This window comes from Niabella hirudinis (genome assembly GCF_051201075.1).
Classification (GTDB): Bacteria; Bacteroidota; Bacteroidia; order Chitinophagales; family Chitinophagaceae; genus Niabella; species Niabella hirudinis.
In genome coordinates, this window is record NZ_JBPEHJ010000009.1 from 113148 (window position 1) to 130313 (window position 17166).

Consider the following 17166-nt stretch of genomic DNA (forward strand, 5'->3'; position numbering starts at 1 on the left):
TTCTGGATTCTGGATTCTGGATTCTGGATTCTGGATTCTGGATTCTGGATTCTGGATTCTGGATTCTGGATTCTGGATTCTGGATTCTGGATTCTGGATTCTGGTCAACCTACTAATATACGAAGACCCCGTTAATGGTCCAACTTGAAACTTTAAACCTGGAACTTTAAACCTTTATCTACGGAGACCCCGATTTTAAACGTAAGCCTCATTTCCAAATTTTCAAATCAGCACATTTTCACATTAATCCCTGATTCTCTTCAGCCGTTTTACCAATGTAGCCAGCACGGGTTTTAGATCGGGGGTCAGGTTGAAATAATAAACGGCGCCCACGAATAGCGCCACAATAAAAGTGCTGCGGGCAAATAAACCGGGGAAGCCATGCAGGCCCCGGAACAAAAGCCAGGCCGCCAGGTACACGACTGCACTAAGGATGAGTGTATAAAGTGTTTGTCTTGTAAAAGGAAAGAGCCGGAACTTTTTCCAGAGAAATACAATGCGGATAATATTGTAAATAGTAATAGAAATGAGGTTGGCAATGGGCGGCCCCATGAGGCCATACCTTTTAGTAAAAATATAAGTGAGGGGCAGCATAAACAATAACAGGATGATCCCGCTGACCAGGTCAAATTTCCAGTAGGTAGAGGTGCCGATGATCTGGGAGTTAACGCCGGTGCCCATATCAATAACCCGGGTTAATCCCAGTAAAATAAAGGGAACAAAGCCCAGCAGAAAGCTTTGCCTTAGCTTTAAGGTAACAATGGCATCGGTATAATTCAGGGCAATCAGCGTAAAGAGCAGGCAGGCAAATATCAGCTGGTTGATGGAAGACCGCTGGTAGATATTTTGGATCTGGCTTATTTTTTTCTCCTTCCAGGCCTTTGATATATAGGGGATGGAAGCGGCAATGATACTGCGCTGCGGGGCCTGTATGAGGCTGGTTAAAAATACTGCCAGCGTAAATATGTTGAGGTTTTTTAAGCCGGTTTTGGTGACTGAAGCCAGTACCAGGGAATCGAACTGCTGGGAAATGGTAAATACCAGCAGCCCGGAGTATACAAAAAATATGAAACGGATGATCTTCTTAAAAAAGCGGCGCGTTACTTTACTTACGCTGAAAGTAAAGTGTATCTTTTTCGTGATTGCCAGGTACAACAACAGGATCAGGGCAATGAGTGGATATATAAAGGAATATAGTTTGATGAACAGGCCAAAATCGGGAATTATCTTTAGCAGAAACAAAACAATCAGCAAAGTGGTCAGCAGCCGCCACTGCACCTCTCTTAAAAAATTCGTAAGGACCGATTTCTTTAAACTCCATCCATAGGCCTCCAGGATCCCGAAAATGGTTAAGCCCAGCGATATGGGGTACATCCAATAATAATAATAAACGGCCAGGGCAGACCCGTTGCTGAATTTTCTTGCAAAAAATTGTTCAAAGGCAACCCCCAATAAAAAGACGATGACAAAGCCAACCAGCCCGGTTAATAAGGCCCAGGCGATCATGTCGTTTTTCCGGGGTTCCAGGTTGTCATTATAATAATGATAAAACTTGTAAATAAATGAAGGCATTCCAAGGGATGCTACGGATACAATTACCTGGGATGCAGATATGAATAGTGTTGTAAGCCCATATTGTTCCTCGGTAAAAAAGCCTTCTCTCCCATATAAATAGGTGTTTAATGCACCTATGGCAAAGCCGATATAAATAACGGCAGACGAAATAATACTGTGTTTCCTGATCTCTGCACTCATGGAACCGGATTAAGAAGCTTTTTCTACTTTGATATAAAAATTTGGATCGACATGGAGCAGGTTGTTGTCTAAAATATCTGATGGCGCCTCCTGGTATTGCTCTTTAGGATGGAGCCATTGCCCGTTGGCCAGCTGCACCGGCATATTAAATCCCGGTACGCAACGCGTCCACTTATAATGTATTTTGCCACCATCAATCGTATAGGTCAATACGGGAATATTGGTGGTACGCAGATACTGGTCAAACACTTTTTGCAATGGTATGCCCGTCTTCCGGATGATATAGTTTTCAATTTGTTTGCCGGTTACCGTTTGATGATAAAAATCCCGGTTCAGGGTTCTTAACAGGTCGCGGAATTTTTCATCATCGTTGATGATCTGGCGGATGGTATGGATCATACTGGCGCCTTTATCATACATATCGCTGCTGCCCTCCTTGTTTATCCCATAGGTGCCGATGATGGGTTTATCGTTCCGGATGATCTTCCGTTGCCCGATCAGGTACTCGTTGGCTGCTTTTAAGCCATGCCGGCATTGCACAAAGAGGATTTCGGAATAAGTGGTAAAAGCTTCGTGCACCCACATATCAGCAATATCTTTGGTCGTAATGTTATTGGCGAACCATTCGTGCCCGCTTTCATGCACAATAATAAAATCCCAGTCATTTCCCCAGCCTGTTCCGGACCGGTCTTTGCCCAAATAACCATTCAGGTACTTGTTGCCATAAGCCACGCCGCTCTGGTGCTCCATACCCAGGTGCGGGGCGTCTATCAGCTTATAACTGTCTTCGTAAAAAGGGTAGGGGCCCATCCAGTACTCAAAGCAGCGGAGCATGGGCTTTACAATCTTAAAGTGTTCTCTGGCTTTTTCCCTGTTATAATCCAGCACCCAGTAACCAATATCCAGCTTCCCCTTTTCTCCCTGCAAGGTATCGTTGAAGTTTACATAATGCCCGATATACGGGGTAATCAGGTAGGTGTTGATGGGTTGCGTAACAGTCCACTTCCAGTCGGTAGTACCGTTCCCGTTACGGGTTTTGGAGGTCAGCCGACCGTTGCTTACGGCCGCCAGGCTATCCGGTACATTGATGTTGATGGTCATGCCCTTGTCGGGCTCATCGGCCTGGTGATCCTTACAAGGAAGCCAGGAGCTGGCGCCAATACCTTGTGTGGCAGTGCTAACCCAGTTACGTCCTTTTTCGTCCTTTGTAAAAATCCAGCCTCCATCCCAGGGAGGAGTTTTGGCTACCACGGGATTTCCACGGAAATAAATGCGGATTGTGCTGTTTTTTTTATTGGCAACTATACCGGATGTATTGATCCAGTATACGTTTCCATCCCGGCGAAAGGTAACGGGCCTGCGGGTATTGAGGTCTTCTATCTTTTCGATCTCCATGGGCTCCTGCAAGTCTATCTGCATGGGGGCTTTTGAATTCCGGAGGATAGCATAGGTGATGTCATTGTACCCGCTGATGAATTTTTCATCAATGTTGACAAGAAGCCGGATATCATATTTGAGCACATTCCACCAGTTTCTGCCTGCACCGTAGCCGCCCCTGAGACTGTCCTGACGGGTACCTGTTTCCTGCTGGTGCAGCAATTGCGCCCGGGGCTCCCCGGCAAAGAACAGCATCATGCAGAGTGCGCATACTATTTTTGTCCCGAACGCTTTTGCGATTGCTTTTTTTGTCATACAAGGACGACCGGTTTTGCCGGAAAGGATGCGGTGTTGTAGAAAAAATGTTATGTACCCCACTGGTGTGTTAATAATATTTTTCAAAAAAATCATTACCGGAATGGTTTGGATTGTAAATTTAAACGTTCAAGATGAAAACAACGCTACTATATTGGATGCCTGCTGCACTTTTCTTTTTGCTATTGGTGATAGCGTTGGGAGGATGTACGGATCGCAACGTAAGGAAACGAAAAGTATTCCGGTATAATGAGTATACAGGCATTGCTTCACTGGATCCTGCATTTGCCAAAAATCAATCTACCATGTGGCCCGCGCATCAGTTGTTTAACACCCTGGTAGAGATTGATGACGGTTTGAACATAAAGCCCTCCCTGGCTACGCATTGGGAAGTATCGGAGGATAAACGGGTCTATACTTTTTACCTGCGCAGCGATGTTTTTTTTCATGATAACCCGGTTTTCCCGGGGGGGCGGGGGCGTCGTATGACGGCCGCCGATGTGGTGTTTAGCCTTGGCCGGATCATCGATCCCAAAGTAGCCAGTCCCGGCGCCTGGATTTTTAATGGGAAGGCCGATGCTATAAACCCGTTTACGGCATTGAGTGATACGGTTTTCCGGCTAAGATTGCAGCGTCCCTACCAGCCCATCCTGGGTATTTTATCTATGCAGTATTGTTCTGTGGTAGCCCGGGAGGCCGTACAGCAATTCGGCGTGGATTTCAGAAGCCACCCGGTAGGCACCGGGCCATTCCAGTTTGTAGCCTGGGAAGAAGGGCAGGGACTGGTGTTCAAAAAGAACCTTCATTATTTTGAAAAAGACAGTGCCGGCAATCGCTTGCCTTATATTGACGGCATTAAAATCAGTTTTAAAGATAGTCGCGCTACGGAGTTTCTGTTGCTGCGCCAGGGCAATCTTGATTTTGTAAATGAACTGGATCCCAGTTTTAAGGATGAGGTGCTTACGAAAAGGGGAACGCTTAAAAAGGCCTGGGAAGGAAAGCTGGTGTTAAAAACGCAGCCCTATCTTAATATAGAGTACCTGGGGATCCTGGTAGATACCGCTAATGAGATCGTACGTAATTCGCCGCTACGGTTTAAAAAAGTACGGCAGGCGATCAACTATGGGTTCGACCGGCGGAAGATGATTCTTTATTTGCGCAACTCGCTTGGAACGCCTGCTGAATCGGGGTTTGTGCCCAAGGGACTGCCTTCGTTTAATGATTCGCTGGTCAAAGGCTATCATTATGATCCCGCAAAAGCTATCGCTTTATTAAAAGAGGCGGGTTTTCCTGCCGGTAAGGGATTGCCGGTGATCAAACTGCTCACGATTTCCCTGTATGCAGATTTTGCCAATTTTATAGCAAAACAACTGGAAGCGATTGGAATGCACATACAGGTGGAAGTGGTACAGAAATCGTTGTTGTTTGAGATGACAGCCAACTCAAGAGCAGCCTTTTTCCGCGGAGGCTGGATTGCTGACTACCCCGATGCTGAAAATTATTTATCAGTATTTTACTCCAAAAACCCCGCTCCGCCTAATTATACCCGTTACAGCAACTCAAAGTTTGATGCCGTTTTTGAGGCGGCCATCCGGGAAACCAATGATTCGCTGCGGTATATTTTATACCGGCAGGCCGATCAGCTGGCCATTGATGATGCTCCGGTGGTGCCGCTCTGGTACGATAAAGTGATCCAGTTTATACAACCTAATATTAAGGGGTACCAGCCCAATGCGTTAAACTTACTGGAATTACGGAGGGTGCAGATCCTTGATATGTAGCGGAAGGAATCTGTTTTCTAACAGCTTCTTCAATCTCAAAAAAATAATTATCTTCAAACAAAAGAAGTGACATGGGCAAATAGCAGCTGTTTGCAACGCTGCTTTTGATAACCGGGGCCAGTAAGCTGATGCCCCGGAAAATAAGAAAGGATCAGAAGGGAAATCGAAAACAACAAGAACAATGATAACTACAGACTGGAGGCATACAACAAATATTTACGAAGTCAACCTGCGGCAGTATACACCCGAGGGCACGTTTAATGCGTTTGCTGCGGCCTTGCCGCGCTTAAAGGATATGGGCGTGGCAACCCTTTGGCTGATGCCCATTACGCCTATTGCAAAAGAAGAGATGAAGGGCACATTGGGTAGTTACTATGCCTGCTCTGATTACACGGCCGTTAACCCGGAGTTTGGTTCCCTGCAGGACTTTCAGCAGCTGGTAAAGCAGGCGCATACAATGGGCTTTAAGGTGATCATCGACTGGGTGGCTAATCACACGGGTTGGGGGCATGTGTGGACAAGAACAAACCCGGATTTCTATTTAAAGGATAGTGCTACCGGTGCCTTTAAAATTGCCAGCGGCATGGATGATATTATTGAGCTGGACTATAGCAATCCTGAGCTGCGCCGGGCCATGATCGATGCTATGAAGTTTTGGGTAACACAGGCGGATATTGATGGATTTCGCTGCGACCTGGCTTCCTGGGTACAGCTGGATTTCTGGAGGGAGGCGCGGCCCCAGCTGGATGCGGCAAAACCTTTGTTCTGGCTGGGTGAGTTTGATGAACTGGAGAACCCGGACTATGGTACCGTGTTTGATACCAGCTACTCCTGGAAATGGATGCATAAGACGGAAGAATTTTTTAAAAAGAAACAGCCGCTCTCCGGTTTATATGACCTGCTGCTGCAATACAATGTTATTGGCGACTCCAGCATGCGTGCATGGTTTACTTCCAATCATGATGAAAATAGCTGGAACGGTACCGAGTATGAAAAATATGGACACCTGGCACTCGTTCTTGCCGTATTCAGTTGTACCTGGAACGGCGTTCCGCTGGTATACAGTGGCCAGGAAATTCCTTTAAAAGATAAACGGCTGCAATTTTTTGACCGGGATCCGATTCCCTGGCCGGCAAAAGAGGTGCAGTCAACAAACGGTTTGCAGCTGCATCATTTTTATAAAGTATTGCTGAACCTGCACACGGCCAATCCTGCATTGCGGGGTGGCGACCCGGCGGTGACTACCTTTAAGCTGGCTACTACGGCCGATGATAAAGTGCTGGCCTATTTGCGTAAAAATGGCGATCATGAGGTGTTGGTTGTACTGAACTTTTCAGATATATCGCAGCTGCAAATTGATATTACAGATACTCATCTGACCGGAATGTTCAACGATGTTTTTTCCGGCGCCGCCCGCGATTTTACAATGGCAAAAAGTTTTGAGATGCAGCCTTACGGGTACCTGGTTTATGAAAAGTAATAAGGGGAATGTCCGATTCATGTTTGAGGTTTCAGGTTAGTGTTCTAACGTGGAACTTGAAACCTGGAACTTGGAACCCGGACCTGAAACAAGAAATCTTACCCGTTGCTATGTATATAATCCTGCAAATGGCTAATGGTTTCTTTTTGCTGCAGAATGGTTTCTTTTACTACATCGCTGATGGAAATGATACCTGCAAGCCGTGCGCTGATAAACACCGGGAGGTACCGGATGTTCTTGTCGCTCATCAGTTCCATGCAATGTTCTACGGAATCATCCGGCGAAATACGGGGCAGGTTGGTGGACATGATCTCTTCTGCCGTGGTATCGGAGGAGTGCTTTCCCTTCAGGATCACTTTACGGGAGTAATCGCGCTCGGTGATGATCCCAAGGTAGGTTTCGCCGTTTTGCACAACAAGCGCCCCGATATTTTTATCGGCCATTAATTCCAGTGCCTGGTAAACAGAGGTAGTGGGGGCAACGCTGATCGTATCATGCCCTTTACGGGCAAGAATATTGGAAACCTTAGCCATAGTAGCAATGATTTAGATCAGCAATATATTATAAATCGCGGAAAAAACCTAATCGCGGAGAGATTTTAGTTTCAAGTTCCCGGTTTCAGTGTTTCAAGTTCTATGTTTCATGCCGGATCTGCTTTATAATGAACCGGGATCAAAATTATTTATATTTTTGGTCATTGCCCTCACTGACCGAAGCCTGGCCATGGTTTGTATGCTCCAAACCACTTTCGATCAAACATTTTAATAAAATTGCCCCCGCTTCTTTATTATATGTGATGCAAAATCTTCACCGGAGAAAAGTCTATCGAATATACCAGGGTTTTTATTGCCACTCCCGATAACCACTGATCCATATCCCCGGAACCTGTTCCGTTTTGCGGGATCTCCCATTTTCACATTTTCACATTTTCAGATTGGCCATAGTCTTTGATCACATTATAAAGCGTACCCCGCTCCACCGGTTGGCGTTTGGCCTGTTTGATAAGCACTACCAGGTCTTCCGTAGACATGGAGGGTGTTTGCTCTTCTGCGCCGGCCATGGAGTAGATTTTGGTAGTATCATCGATGGTGCCATCCAGGTCGTTTACGCCAAAGGAGAGCGACAGCTGGGCATTTTGCCGCCCCAGCATCGGCCAGTAGGCCTTCAGGTGGGGAAAATTGTCGAGGTAAATGCGGGCGATCGCATAGAGCCGCATGTCTTCTACCAGGGTCGATTCCGGCACGTGGCTCATGTCATTGTCCTTATTGCGAAACTTAAGCGGGATAAAGGTATTGAACCCCTTTGTATGGTCCTGCAGTTCCCGCAGGCGGCGCATGTGATCTACCCGGTCGGCAAAGCTTTCAATATGTCCGTACAGCATGGTGGCGTTGGTATGCATCCCCAGCTGGTGAGCAGTTTCATGGATCTTCAGCCATCCATCGGCATCTACTTTATCGGGACATATCTGCTGCCGAACGGCTTCTGCAAAGATCTCGGCGCCTCCGCCGGGCAGGCTTTCGAGCCCTGCATCTTTGAGGTACTGCATGCCTTCGGCTACCGTCTTTTTCGCCTTGCGGAACATATAATCCAGCTCTACTGCCGTAAATCCCTTTATATGAAGATCGGGGCGGTGTACTTTGATCTTCCGGAGCAATTCTGCAAAAAACTCCAGGTTCATTTTAGGGTGTACGCCGCCTACAATATGCACTTCCGTTACCGGTTCGCCATCATATTTTTTTACAATATCCATCATCTGTTCCAGTCCCAGTTCCCAGGCTTCATCCCGGTGTGCATACAGCCGGCTGTAACTGCAGAAATTGCAGGTGTAGATGCAGGCATTGGTGGGCTCTATATGAAAATTGCGGTTGAAATAGGTAATGTCTCCATGTAATTTTTCACGCACAAAATTGGCCAGGGATCCTACAAAGCCCAGGCTCCCTTTTTCAAACAGGAGCAGCGTGTCTTCATCGGTAATGCGCTGGTCGTTGTATATTTTTTGAGCAATTGCTCTCAGATCGGTGTCTCCAGGTAAAATAGATTGATCCATCACTGCTGCCATACTGCTTATTTTTTGCAAATTTAGCAAAACTTCGGGGTAAATAATTATCTTCAACTGCCGTACAATGTATAAAGCAACTGAAGTTCATCTATGAGTATAAAACTAAGATTGATCATCATCAATTTTTTTACAGTTTTTTATCTGGGGGGCCTACCTTACTTCCATCGGGGGGTATATGTACTCAACCCTTCATTTTAAAGGGGAACAGATCGGTACCGTCTTTTTAACCTTAGGAATCGCTTCTATCTTTATGCCCCCCTTGCTGGGTATCATTGGTGACCGGTGGGTAAATGCGGAGCGGCTTCTGGGACTGTCGCATATCGCAGGCGCAGGCGCATTATATTATACGGCTACCCTAACCGCGCCTGGTGAGATGTTTTGGGGCATGCTGCTCGTGTGTATTACCTATATGCCAACAATATCTTTAAATAATGCCGTTGCCTATCACGTTTTAAAGAACAACGGTCTGGAGCCTCAAAAAGATTTTCCTCCTATACGAGTGTGGGGTACCATTGGATTTATTGCGGCAATGTGGCTAACGGATCTGTTTCATTGGACCCTCACCAACGGGCAGCTACTCTTTGCCGCAGGAAGCGCTTTGGCAACCGGCCTGTATTGTTTTACATTGCCGCCCTGCAAACCGGAGAATGAAGGCCCCCGCTCGCTCTCCGCTGCATTTGGTGTGGATGCATTCCGCCTTTTTAAGACGCCGAAGATGGCGGCCTTTTTTATTTTTTCAATGTTTCTCGGAGCTGCTTTACAGATCACCAATCAATGGGGGGTTCCTTTTATCGATCATTTTAAATTTGATCCTGCTTTTGCGAACACTATTGGGGTAAAGTACCCCAACATATTGATTTCAATCTCCCAGATATCGGAAACAGCCTTTATTGTAACCATCCCTTTTTTCCTGAGAAGATATGGTATCAAAACGGTAATGTTGATGAGCATGTTTGCCTGGTTTCTGCGTTTTGGTTTGTTTAGCATCGGAGACCCGGGGAAAGGGCTGGTATTTCTTATTTTGTCGATGATTGTATATGGAATGGCTTTTGATTTCTTTAACATTTCCGGTTCGCTTTTTATAGAAAAAGAGGCTCCTTCAAAAATAAGAGGGAGTGCCCAGGGATTATTTATGATGATGACGAATGGCATTGGGGCCATGATCGGAAGTTTTGGAAGCGGATGGCTCGTGCAGCACTTTACCCGGAACGAAACGACAGACTGGAGCACTGTTTGGTTGGTCTTTGCGGTTTATGCGCTGGTTGTCGGGTTCTTTTTTGCATTGGTGTTCCGGTACCGGCATAGCCCCGAAATACCAGGTGTGGGCGCTTCGGGGTGAACAGCTGTTAGCGGTCATTTGTCAGGCTGTTTGCCGGTATTGACATTTTCTGCACAACTTTTTGTCAATATTGCCTGTTATTTAAATGGGAACTAAATTTGTAATTCGGTTTAAACAATTAACAAACTAAAATATTTGAAATGGCAAAAGAATTTAATGATTCTAACTTTCAGGCAGAGGTATTGGACTCCGATAAATTAACTGTGGTAGATTTTTGGGCAGAGTGGTGCGGTCCCTGCCGTGCAATCGGTCCCGTAATTGAAGAGTTGTCCAAAGAATACGAAGGAAAAGTAAATATCGGGAAAGTAAATGTGGATGTAAACCCACAGGTTTCCATGAATTATGGGATCACCTCTATTCCCGCCATTTTGTTTATCAAAAACGGGCAGGTAGTAGATAAGCTGGTAGGTGCGCAGCCCAAGGGCAATTTTGTAAAGAAAATTGAATCCCACCTCAATTAATTTAAAAGCCGGCACATAGTTAAAGCCCCGTGATGATTTTCACGGGGCTTTTCATTATTTATTGGTTTGCGCAGGGATTTTATTAGTTTTGTTAAACAAAGCCCTCTTTTGTTAGCCCAAATGTTACCAACTGCTGCTGAACCCGTGAATGATTATTGGATCTGAATAAAACCAATCGGTAATGACAACGGTTATTATTGAAGACGAAAACAGGGCTGTAAAAAAATTATCCAGACTGCTGTCTGCAGATGGGGGCATCGAAATTATGGCCGTTCTGAAAAGTATTCCCGAAAGCCGGGAATGGCTGGGAACGCATCCCGCGCCCGACCTTATATTTATGGATATAAAGCCGGCAAGCGATCAAAGCTTTGAAGCATTTAAAGACCCCCTGGTTTTTGTGTTTCGCCCAACGGCTGGCATGGAGGACCATATAACCGGCCGTACCCGTTTCCTGGTAAAATCCGGAAAGCGGATGGCGAGTATTGAGACATCTGATATTGCCTATTTTTATGTAGATAGAAGAGTCATTTTTCTAAAGACCTTTGACAACAAAAAGTTTATTGTTAACTATACACTGGATGCCGTTGATGCCATGTTGGATCACCGCTCTTTTTTCCGGATCAACCGCGCCTGCATGGTTGCTGCAAAAGCGGTGCGGGACATAGTGCCTTTTTCGGGCTGCCGGCTTAGCCTGTGCTTAAATCCTTCTTTTAACAGCAACCTGCTTGTAAGCCGTGAAAGGGTAAAAGCGTTTAAGAAATGGATTGGCCAGTGAGCGTTGGTTCTTATAGGGAAGGCAAAAAAAAAGTTGTATCAGCGTAGTGATACAACTTCCGGAGGGAGCACTCCCGGGGAGTGGTTAACTCGCTTCCCTGTATTCAAAATTTTCAAGTATTATTAAATAGCCATCATCCGTTTTCTGCAGCCGCAGCATCTTGGGGTAGTACCCGCTAATGGCTACCTTTGCCGGCCGGGGAACGGATCTTGTAAATCCCGAATTGTCGTCCAGGAACGCCTTGGTGATCATGGGCTCTATGAAAGTGACTTTGCCGTTGTAAGTTCCATAAATAAATGTTTGACCAAAAATAGCGTTTTGGGGCGGGAGCTCCGGGGATGTGGCGTCTAACCAGTGGGTACCCATTTGCGGTACGCCACCGCCGGGATTAAAATAATGTGAAGGAAGATAATCTTCGCCCACCAGAACATCAAATTTTGAAGGGTCCACCTCGTAGGGAGGAATCGCTTCTACCTCCGCCACGCTTGTATTATAAAAATGAAAATCGAAGTGCGGCAGTCCGTAAATATTTTCCGGTTCGTGGCCATGGGGGTTCCAGTTCAGCTCCACGTGGTTGAAGATATGGGCGTCTACTTTGGGATGAAAGCGAAGGATGACTGTATTGGCCGGAACATTGTTGCTGCCGCCCGGAGCCGGCATATCAAGGCTGTTCCACGCGGCATTGTTAATGTAGATGGCGAGGCTCACGGGATGGTTCATGGCATCTACCTCGTATAGGGTGGTAGCCTTTCCTTTTTTAAAGGAAACTTCGGGCCCGCTGTAAACCTTGTTTTTCTGTTTGCCGCCAGCCGCCATTAACGTGGCAACTCCGGCGTCTGGCGCGGTTTTGCTGAGGGTACCGGACTCTTTTACACAGGAACTCAATAGTAAGACAGCGGCTGCTGTCGGCAAAAATAGTTTTCTCATAATCGTTTTTTTTATGTGTAAAGGTTACATTATTTGTAATTAGCAGATCCTGATTCATTGTACGAAATGCTGAATAAACTGTTTGAATTGTAATCCTGCCAAAAATTTTAAGCGGTATCAGACTATCGGATAAAAACAACTAATTTTATCCATCGTAACAGAAACGGGGATTTCTCAACATCAAACTTTTTGATCATCTGTAGTGAAACATTTATCTATTAAAGATATTGCGCGGCTTGCCGGTGTTGCGCCATCAACGGTTTCCTTTGTAGTAAACGGGAAGCATCAGGAGATGCGCATCAGCGATGAAATGGTGCAGCATATCCGGTCTATTATTAAAGAAACCGGTTATATTCCCAACCGGGCTGCAGCGAGCCTGCGAACGGGAAAAACGCATGTGATTGGTTTGATTGTGGAGGATATTGCCAACTCGTTTTTTGCTTCACTGGCCAAATCGGTCGAAAAAGCCGCAGCTATGGTTGGCTACCGGGTGGTGTATGGGAGTACGGAAAATAATGACAGCAGGGGGAACGACCTGATCCAGTTGCTGGTAAAACAGGTAGATGGATTTTTGATCGCCCCTTCTCTTGGCATGAAAGCCGGAGTGCAGGCTTTAAAAAAAAGCCGTAAACCGCTGGTGCTGATCGACCGTTATTTCCCCGATGAAGAAATTCCGTTTGCCCTTGTTGATAATTATGGAGGTGTGAGGCAGGCTGCGGAATACCTGGTAGAGAAAGGCAGGAAGCAGATCGCGTTTGTGAACGTAACTATGGACCAGGTACATATGAAAGAGCGGGAACGGGCTTTTGTGGAAGTCATGAAAAGCCGCAGTCTTTTTCAGAAAAAGTTATTGCTTCGTCTTCCTTACTACGAGGATAAAGCGCAATATGAACCAAGGATCCGGAGTTTTCTTAAGAAGCACCCGGAAATTGATGCCATCATCTTTGCAACCAACTATCTTGGTATGTTTGGTATAAAGGCATTAAAGGATCTGGATATAGCGATACCGGAAAAAGTGGCCGTGTTCAGTTTTGATGATACGGACCTGTTCCGGTTTTCTTCTCCCTCCATTTCGGTAATCAGTCAGCCGGTGCAGGAGATTGCGGTTCAGGCCATGCGGTTACTAATGGACCAGATGGGCGGCCAAATAAAAAAGACGCCGGAAGAAGGCGCCCTGATTGCTGCCGAACTGATTTTACGGAATTCTGTTTAAAAAAATTTTGTTAATTCATTTGGAAGTTTTACTTTTAATTTGCAAAAACGATTTTGTTGTTTTATGGATGCTAATTCCGGTTTAAGAATACTTAATAAAGATAAAATAGGAGCTGCTTGCTGATTTGCTGTGTAAGGAAATGGATATATACCGGGTAAGGAATAAAAAAGTGAAGGGACGTGTTATAAAAAACTGCTCTTTAGAAAGGCTTCTGAAAATGTAGAATAATAAATATCCGATGTGAAATGTAGAAGGGGATCCGGTCAAAACCGACCAGCTCCTTTTCCTAAAAGAATACCCCTTTTTTATTTTACATGCTTCATTTGGTGTTTTACATTGATTCTGAGCAGGGGACGAAAAAATGCACTGATTGGCTGTGTAAATTTTACTAACTATTCCTTGTTAAGTATAGCTGTTTATATAGTTCAGATTTAAATTCAGATAATGGGTAATTCAGGATAGTTTGACCGAACCTGCGTTTTCGAAATTTAAACGATTAAGCTTTAGGTAAAAGGCATACGGGCTATTGAATGCGCGTATACCGGATACATAATGATTCACGGTATTAAAAACCAATAATTGTATTTCTATGAGTGTACACAAAACTTTGATGCTCTGGATTGCTGTTCTTTTTTTAGGAGCATTGCCCAACCGGCTCGCAGCCCAGGACCCGGAAGCGATTGCCATAACCGGAACAGTAAAAGACAAACTGGAAGCGCCTATGGAAGGGGTTACCATTGAGAACCTGCGTTCCGGACAGGTTGTGGCAACCAACGCACAGGGTCAATTTTCCATCCGCGCAATCAAAGGAGATTCATTGGCGGCCTCTTTTATCGGTTATCAAACCTTTCGCTGGGTATTTAAAGAGCGGATTGTTGAAAACATTTCACTGGAGGCAATCGCAGGCAGTATGAATGACGTGGTGGTGGTCGGTTATGGGCGTCAGAAAAAAGTGAGCCTGGTGGGCGCCCAATCCACGATAAAAGCAGAAGAGCTTCAGCATCCTGTGGCAAACCTGAGTACGATGCTGGCGGGGCGTATCGCCGGTTTGGTGGGTGTGCAGCGCTCGGGAATGCCCGGCAGTAATTCGGCAGACGTCTGGATACGGGGCATACAGACATTCGGGGGAAGCCAGAGTGGCGCCCTGATCATCATTGACGGCATACAGGGACGCGATTTAAACAGCATCGACCCGGAAGATATTGCGTCTTTTACGGTGCTGAAGGACGCGGCTTCCACCGCTGTTTATGGATCCCTGGGGGCTAACGGTGTAGTACTGATTACCACCAAAAAAGGGAAAACAGGCAAGATTAACCTGATGGCGAACTATAATGAAGGAATGACAACTTTCACAAAGGTTCAGGATATGGCGGATGCAAAAACCTATATGAGCGTTAAAAATGAAGCGTTGATCGCTTCCGGTCTCCAACCGCAATTTACGCAGGCTTATATAGACAGTACGCTATCCGGGACGGCAAATCCTTATGTGTATCCGAATATCGACTGGATTGACTATTTGTTCAGAAAATATTCATCAAACAGGCGGTTTAATTTCAGCGCTTCGGGTGGTACGGAAAATACCAAGTTTTATACCTCTGTGGCCTATTATAACGAGGCCTCACTTTTAAAAACAGATCCGAATGTGGACTATGATGCAGGAACCCGTTATCAGCGCTATAATTTTACTTCCAATATTGATATGAACTGGACAAAGACCACCAGGTTTAGCCTCGGTATCAGTGGCTGGATTACTGATTTTAACGAGCCGGGAAGTGGCGCGGCGCAGGCTTTTGGACAGGCAATGAACGCGAGCCCGGTGTTTTACCCACCAATGTATCCCGGCAACCTCGTGTCTGGTATTGCTTATGGAGCTACGGCTTCGCCCAACCCCTGGGCGGCCGTTACACAAACAGGATATGTAAAACGATTTCAATCCAGGGTACAGAGCAATGCTAAACTGGAGCAGGATCTGAGCTTTTGGCTGAAAGGTCTTTCTGTAAACGGTACCTATTCTTTCGATGTATTTAACGAGTCTTTCCAATACAGAAGAAGAAACCGGAGTATCTATTACCTCAACCAGGCCAACCATTATAAAGAGGATGGATCGCTGAACCTGGAGCAAATGATCAACGGGTCTGATGATCTTGGTTTTGGCATTGGAAATGGGGGCGACCGGCAATTCACCGCCGAAGGGCAAATTTTGTATGATCGCACATTCGGGGTGCATCACGTTACCTCAACCCTGGTATATAACCAGCTAAGTAAGGTATATCCCTTCCAGGGTAATTTAAGCCAGTTTATTCCGCACCGGCAGCAAAACTATGCGGGAAGGGCCACCTATGCTTACAAGGATAAATATTTTGGAGAGGTGAACATTGGCTATAATGGTTCTGAGGACTACGCGCCTTCCCGGAGGTTTGGGTTTTTTCCTTCTTTTGGCGTGGGATGGGTATTGTCGAACGAGAAGTTTTTTGAGCCCTTATCGAATGTGTTCCAGTTTTTTAAACTGCGGTATTCCAACGGTATTGCAGGTGCACCGGGAACGGGCCTGCGTTTCGGATACCTGACCCTGATCACCACCGGGGCAAGAGGCATCAATTTTGGTTTGCCGGGTAACAGCACCGGTATATCCGGTATTAACATTTCTCAATATGGGGCCGATGTTTCCTGGGCCACGGCGCATACACAGGACCTTGGGTTGGAATTTAATGTATTCAATAATAAATTGTCATTTGTGCTGGATTACTTTAAATCCTATCGGACCGGTGTATTCCTTACCCGTGCTGATTTCCCGAGTTACGCAGGGCTTCAGTACAATCCTGTGGGGAACTACGGCACCGTAGATGCTTCAGGTTTTGACGGAACGGTGGAATTAAAAGCGATTCCGCTGGGCGCAAAATCCAATATTTCATTCAGGGGAACGTTCACTTATAATACCGATGTGCTGGTGGAGAATAAACAGGCTCCTTTTGCAGATCCTTACCAGGAACGGCGGGGACAAAATATCCTGGCACAGTTTGGTTATGTGGCAGAGGGGTTGTTTCAAAGTCAGCCCGAAATTGACAACAGCCCCGATCAGAGCGCATTGGGCAACCCAAGGGTCGGGGATATCAAATACAAGGATTTGAATGGCGATGGCGTCATCAATGTATATGACCAGACAAAGATCAGCCGCGGTGATGTGCCCAACCTGGTATATGGGTTTAGCTTTACATTCAATTTTCACCAGTTTTACCTGAGCGCTTTCTTCCAGGGACTTTCCGGGGCTTACCGGACCATCGGCGGCATTGCCCGTACGCCTTTTGCGGGTGGCGGAAACGATGGCAATGTTTATGCCAATATTGTGGACCGTTGGACGGAGGACAATCATGCGGAGCATCCGTTTTATCCCCGGTTGGGCTTTAGCAGCAATTCTACCGCCAATAACAACCAAACCAGCACCTGGTGGGTGAAAAATATCAGCTTTATCCGGTTTAAGACATTAGACATGGGTTATAATTTACCCAGGGGAAGCTTTAAACGGATGGGGCTGCAAAATGCAAGAATCTATTTTTCGGGAGTGAATTTGCTTTACTGGAGCCCCTTTAAATTATGGGACCCCGAAATGAATACGGGGGATGGCAACACGTATCCCAATACGAGGAACCTGTCAATAGGAATTCAAGCTAATTTTTAATCTTATGT

12 protein-coding genes are annotated in these 17166 nt (G+C 45.9%); 7 read left to right on the top strand and 5 right to left on the bottom strand.

Going from position 1 to position 17166, the window contains the following annotated elements:
* Positions 1 to 243: 243 nt before the first annotated feature.
* Both GGU45_RS16620 and GGU45_RS16625 read right to left on the bottom strand, forming a co-directional pair.
* A complete protein-coding gene (locus GGU45_RS16620; protein WP_435226618.1) occupies positions 244 to 1755 on the bottom strand; it encodes an oligosaccharide flippase family protein in 1512 nt (503 codons plus the stop codon).
* A gap of 9 nt (positions 1756 to 1764) precedes the next feature.
* Positions 1765 to 3447 (bottom strand): M1 family metallopeptidase, encoded by a 1683-nt coding sequence (locus tag GGU45_RS16625; RefSeq protein WP_435226620.1) that lies wholly within the window; start codon positions 3445 to 3447, stop codon positions 1765 to 1767.
* Positions 3448 to 3581: 134 nt separating this feature from the next.
* Between GGU45_RS16625 and GGU45_RS16630 the strand changes: the two genes are divergently transcribed.
* Entirely contained in the window at positions 3582 to 5228 is a 1647-nt protein-coding gene (locus GGU45_RS16630) for an ABC transporter substrate-binding protein (protein WP_435226622.1), read from the top strand.
* A 181-nt stretch (positions 5229 to 5409) separates the two neighbouring features.
* The gene (locus GGU45_RS16635; RefSeq protein ID WP_435226624.1) at positions 5410 to 6708 is read left to right on the top strand and encodes an alpha-amylase family glycosyl hydrolase; all 1299 of its coding nucleotides are present in this window, start codon (positions 5410 to 5412) and stop codon (positions 6706 to 6708) included.
* Between the two features lie 98 nt (positions 6709 to 6806).
* On the opposite strand, the gene GGU45_RS16640 is transcribed toward GGU45_RS16635, so the two are convergent.
* The gene (locus GGU45_RS16640; RefSeq protein WP_435226626.1) at positions 6807 to 7241 is read right to left on the bottom strand and encodes a CBS domain-containing protein; all 435 of its coding nucleotides are present in this window, start codon (positions 7239 to 7241) and stop codon (positions 6807 to 6809) included.
* Between the two features lie 380 nt (positions 7242 to 7621).
* On the bottom strand, positions 7622 to 8767 hold the full coding sequence (gene mqnE, locus GGU45_RS16645) for an aminofutalosine synthase MqnE (protein WP_435226628.1): 1146 nt from the start codon (positions 8765 to 8767) through the stop codon (positions 7622 to 7624).
* Positions 8768 to 8942: 175 nt separating this feature from the next.
* Here mqnE and GGU45_RS16650 point away from each other — a divergent pair, with 175 nt between their 5' ends.
* From GGU45_RS16650 to GGU45_RS16660, 3 genes are all read left to right on the top strand, one after another.
* Complete coding sequence (locus GGU45_RS16650) at positions 8943 to 10106, top strand: nucleoside permease (protein WP_435226630.1); 1164 nt, start codon at positions 8943 to 8945, stop codon at positions 10104 to 10106.
* A gap of 140 nt (positions 10107 to 10246) precedes the next feature.
* A complete protein-coding gene (gene trxA, locus GGU45_RS16655; protein WP_018626163.1) occupies positions 10247 to 10567 on the top strand; it encodes a thioredoxin in 321 nt (106 codons plus the stop codon).
* 181 nt (positions 10568 to 10748) lie between these two features.
* Positions 10749 to 11342: a LytR/AlgR family response regulator transcription factor gene (locus GGU45_RS16660; RefSeq protein WP_435226633.1), complete on the top strand. Its 594-nt coding sequence runs from the start codon at positions 10749 to 10751 to the stop codon at positions 11340 to 11342.
* A gap of 84 nt (positions 11343 to 11426) precedes the next feature.
* Here GGU45_RS16660 and GGU45_RS16665 read toward each other — a convergent pair whose 3' ends face one another.
* On the bottom strand, positions 11427 to 12269 hold the full coding sequence (locus GGU45_RS16665; protein WP_435226635.1) for a hypothetical protein: 843 nt from the start codon (positions 12267 to 12269) through the stop codon (positions 11427 to 11429).
* A gap of 202 nt (positions 12270 to 12471) precedes the next feature.
* On the opposite strand from GGU45_RS16665, the gene GGU45_RS16670 reads away from it, so the two are divergent.
* Positions 12472 to 13482: a LacI family DNA-binding transcriptional regulator gene (locus GGU45_RS16670; protein ID WP_435226637.1), complete on the top strand. Its 1011-nt coding sequence runs from the start codon at positions 12472 to 12474 to the stop codon at positions 13480 to 13482.
* A 589-nt stretch (positions 13483 to 14071) separates the two neighbouring features.
* Entirely contained in the window at positions 14072 to 17158 is a 3087-nt protein-coding gene (locus tag GGU45_RS16675; RefSeq protein WP_435226639.1) for a SusC/RagA family TonB-linked outer membrane protein, read from the top strand.
* Positions 17159 to 17166: the final 8 nt, after the last annotated feature.